The following is a 3,934-nucleotide window of genomic DNA, read 5'->3' on the forward strand; positions in this document are numbered from 1 at the left end:
GGTAGGGCGTACTGATGGCCTCCTTGCCCCGGAATTCGAGCACTTGCAGGTCGTGTTCGAGGCCGTCGATGGCGAGGCTGAAGTGGGTTTCGTTGGCGGCATGGAACATGGCGTGGCTCCTCCCTGAGTTGTTCCGTGGCGGAGGATGGTCGAATCCCAAAGCCTGGGGCAAGCCTGGATGTTCGGATTTGCGAGCGGTGTCAGGGGTGGTGAGTGAGGTGGGGAGAGTGAAGGGTGAGGTGCTTGCCTGGTGCTCACTGAGCGGCTAGAGTCCGCCGCGTCACGGTTGGTGCCGTGACCGGGTGTGAGAACCTGAAATCCACGAAGGCGCGGTAGCGCCATAGCTGAGCAGCCTGGGTGACAAGCACAGGCTGTCGCATTTCTATGGCGGGCCGTGTGAGGCAGGCTTCGGCCTGGCCGGCATCTTCGTGGGCCGGTTTCTCACCCTCGCACGGTCCGCCTCCAAACTCGTGAGAAGGTTTGGCGGTGGTTCCTTAATTCCACGAAGGAGTGCCACGCATGCACTATCTCTGCTTGTTCCATGCATACCTCCAAGCAACGGTCTTTTCCGGTTACCTCTGTGTTCTGGAGGCGCACCATGCCTGACTACCGTCCCCTACCTGCCTTTGCCGCCAACGGCCGGTCCGTGTTGTTCGTCGATGCCGATTCGGCGGCGCATGAGTTGTACGAAGCCGGGCAGCAACGCTTGGAAGCGGCGCGCCGGCTGGCCTTGCTGTTCATGTGCGGTGAGCAGCCCGTGGAGGATGGCGACGCCTTCGCGGCGGTCTACCTGTTGCTGAACGATGCGGCGGGCTTGCACGAAGCTGCGTTCCAACGGGCACGCCGGCGCTAGGTAGTTTCGCCTCGCGCGCCTCCGCGCGAGGCTTCATCCCCGCGTCCCAATCCCATGCTTGCGCAGCTTGCGGTACAGGGTGTTGCGGCTGATGCCGAGTTGTTCGGCGGTGCGGGTCATGTGCCAGCGTTGGCTGTCGAGGGCGGCGATGAGGGTGGTGCGTTCCGCCTCTTCCAGCGGGCCGACGGCGGTTTCTTCCGCCTGGCTGGCGTTGAGGGCCTGGCGGATTTCCGTGGGCAGGTCGTCCAGGCGCACGCGGCCGTCTTCGCAGAGGGCCGCCAGGGTGCGCAGCACGTTACGCAACTGGCGCACGTTGCCCGGCCAGTCGTAGGCGAGCAGCGCCTCGCGGGCGGTGCGTTCCAGGCGGATGTCCTCGCCGCGCGCTTCCTCGGCCAGCAGGTGTTCCAGCAATTCCGGCTTGTCGCTGCGTGCGCGCAGGGGCGGCAGGTCCAGCACCAGGCCGTTGAGGCGATAGTAGAGGTCTTCGCGGAAGGTGCCGTCCGCCACGTGCTCGTCCAGGGCCCGGTGGGTCGCGCTGACGATACGCACGTCCACCGTCTGCGCCTCGCCGCCGATGGGCACCACCTGGCGTTCTTCCAATACACGCAACAGGCGGGTCTGCAACGCCAGCGGCATGTCGCCGATTTCGTCGAGGAACAGGGTGCCGCCGTCGGCCTGCTGCAACTTGCCGCGCATACCTTCCTTGCGCGCGCCGGTGAAGGTGCCGCCGCGGTAGCCGAACAGTTCGCTCTCGATCAGGCTTTCCGGGATCGCCGCACAGTTCAGCGCGACGAAGGGTTTGCCCGCCCGCGAGCTGGCCTGGTGCACCGCCTTGGCGAAGGCTTCCTTGCCGGAGCCGGTTTCGCCGTGGAGCAGCAGCGGCACGTCGCGCTCGAACACGCGCAGAGCCCGGCGGAAATCGTTGCGCAGCCGCTCATCGCCCAGGCACAGGCCCGGCGCGGCGGGCTTCGCCTGCACGTCGACCGGCGCGGCCGGCGGCGGTACCGGCAGGCTGCGCGGCTGGCCGCGCAGGCAGGCGAACAGCAGGCGTCCCTGGCGCGTGCGCAGCGGCCAGGAGGCGGCGGGCTGCGGATTGGCGCGGCCGAGCAGGTCGTCCAGCCGGCAATCGAAGAAGGCTTCCAGCGGCTGCCCGAGCAACTGTTCGCGAACGCCGCCGAGCAGGTTCAGCGCGCTCTGGTTGGCCGCCTTGATCCGCCCTTCGCCATCGAACGCCAGCAGCCCTTCGCTGAACAGGCCCACGTAGTCGGCCTGCAAGTGGAAGCGCAGCAGCCACTCGCCCTCGAAGCGGCGCAGGAAGTAGCAGCTCTCGATCATCTTCGCCGAGAGGTTGACCAGCGCCATGGTGTGGAACTGGCTCTGCCGCGAGACGTCATGGCGCGCCGAGGAAACGTCCAGCACCGCGAGCAGGTCGCCGTAGGGGTCGAACACCGGGCTCGCCGAGCAGGTCAGGCCGGTGTGGCGGCTGCGGAAATGTTCGTCCTGATGGATGGTCAGGGCCTGGCGTTCCACCAGGCAGGTGCCGATGCCGTTGGTGCCTTCGCGGGCCTCGCTCCAGTCGGCACCGAGCCAGAGGCCGGCGCGCTCGAAGGTCGGCCGCTCGGCGGCAGCGGTGACGCAATTGAGGATGACCCCGCGGGAATCGGTGAGCAGTACGGCATGACCGGAGCCGGAGAGCTGGCGGTACAGGCTGTTCATTTCGCCGTTGGCGATTTCCAGCACCTGTTGCAGGCGCTCGCGGCATTCCAGCATGCGGCCGTGCTCCAGCACCGCGGGAGCCATCGGCAGGGCGGGATCAAGGTGGTATTGCTCCAGGCAACGCAGCCAGGAGCGGGCAATCGACGGATCGGCCGCCGGGCCGCTGGCCTGCGCCTTGCCCTGGGCCACTGTCATGACCTGCTGCGCATGGCGGATCAGGTGATTCGCATGCATCTCATTGTTCTCCGCTGGGGGGCGGGATTCCCGCGCCGCGAATCAGCATCGCCCAGCCCCCGCGGCTTTGCAACGTCGAGCTGACCAATGAGTCATGCACCGTACCGATGGCGGTACAAACTGTCACCTTCGCTGTCCCGCTTCTGCCACGGCATGGGCAAACGGCCGTCATGCGAAGCGCTGTCGAACGCTCTAGCACGGTACTTAACGCCGAATGGCCCGGCCCTTGCTCCTGGCATTCCACCCGCTCGGGGACTGTCCCCAGGCCACCGAGCGCCCTCTCCGATAAACACAAGAGCCAGGAGAATCACCATGCGTTACGCCCAACCCGGTACCCCCGGCGCCATCGTTTCCTTCAAGTCGCGCTACGGCAACTACATCGGCGGCGAGTTCGTCCCGCCGGTAAAGGGCCAGTACTTCACCAACACCTCCCCGGTGAACGGCCAACCGATCGCCGAATTCCCCCGCTCCACTGCCGAAGACATCGACAAGGCCCTCGACGCCGCCCACGCCGCCGCCGATGCCTGGGGCCGTACCTCGGCACAGGAGCGCTCCAACGTCCTGCTGAGGATCGCCGACCGCATCGAGCAGAACCTGGAACTGCTCGCCGTTACCGAGACCTGGGACAACGGCAAGGCCGTGCGCGAAACCCTCAACGCGGACATCCCGCTGGCCGCCGACCACTTCCGCTACTTCGCCGGCTGCATCCGTGCCCAGGAAGGCGCCGCCGCCGAAATCAACGACACCACCGTGGCCTACCACATCCACGAGCCGCTGGGCGTGGTCGGGCAGATCATCCCGTGGAACTTCCCGTTGCTGATGGCCGCCTGGAAACTCGCCCCGGCCCTGGCCGCCGGCAACTGCGTGGTGCTCAAGCCGGCCGAGCAGACCCCGCTGGGCATCTGCGTGCTGATGGAGCTGATCGGCGACCTGCTGCCGCCGGGCGTGCTGAACGTGGTGCAGGGCTTCGGCAAGGAGGCCGGCGAGGCGCTGGCTACCAGCAAGCGCATCGCCAAGATCGCCTTCACCGGTTCGACCCCGGTGGGCGCACACATCCTCCGTTGCGCCGCCGATAACATCATCCCGTCCACCGTGGAACTGGGCGGCAAGTCGCCGAACATCTACTTCGAA

4 protein-coding genes are annotated in these 3,934 nt (G+C 66.9%); 2 read left to right on the forward strand and 2 right to left on the reverse strand.

What is annotated here, in order from left to right; genetic code table 11:
- A partial coding sequence (locus BZL41_RS29175) for a hypothetical protein (RefSeq protein WP_256578209.1) occupies positions 1 to 109 on the reverse strand: 109 nt, incomplete at its 3' end.
- 489 nt (positions 110 to 598) lie between these two features.
- Here BZL41_RS29175 and BZL41_RS20085 point away from each other — a divergent pair.
- Entirely contained in the window at positions 599 to 853 is a 255-nt protein-coding gene (locus BZL41_RS20085) for a hypothetical protein (protein WP_095600927.1), read from the forward strand.
- Between the two features lie 33 nt (positions 854 to 886).
- Here BZL41_RS20085 and BZL41_RS20090 read toward each other — a convergent pair whose 3' ends face one another.
- On the reverse strand, positions 887 to 2,803 hold the full coding sequence (locus tag BZL41_RS20090; RefSeq protein WP_095600928.1) for a sigma-54-dependent Fis family transcriptional regulator: 1,917 nt from the start codon (positions 2,801 to 2,803) through the stop codon (positions 887 to 889).
- A gap of 312 nt (positions 2,804 to 3,115) precedes the next feature.
- On the opposite strand from BZL41_RS20090, the gene BZL41_RS20095 reads away from it, so the two are divergent.
- On the forward strand, positions 3,116 to 3,934 hold an 819-nt coding region (locus tag BZL41_RS20095; RefSeq protein ID WP_143518128.1), incomplete at its 3' end, for an aldehyde dehydrogenase family protein.

It is taken from the genome of Pseudomonas sp. PIC25, from assembly GCF_002286785.1.
GTDB lineage: Bacteria > Pseudomonadota > Gammaproteobacteria > Pseudomonadales > Pseudomonadaceae > Pseudomonas_M.

What these genes read in the sequence shown, in the direction of transcription:
- BZL41_RS20085 (WP_095600927.1), top strand. Translation starts at nt 599, where the DNA reads ATGCCTGACTACCGTCCCCTACCTGCCTTTGCCGCCAACGGCCGGTCC.
- BZL41_RS20090 (WP_095600928.1), bottom strand. Translation starts at nt 2,803, where the DNA reads ATGCATGCGAATCACCTGATCCGCCATGCGCAGCAGGTCATGACAGTG.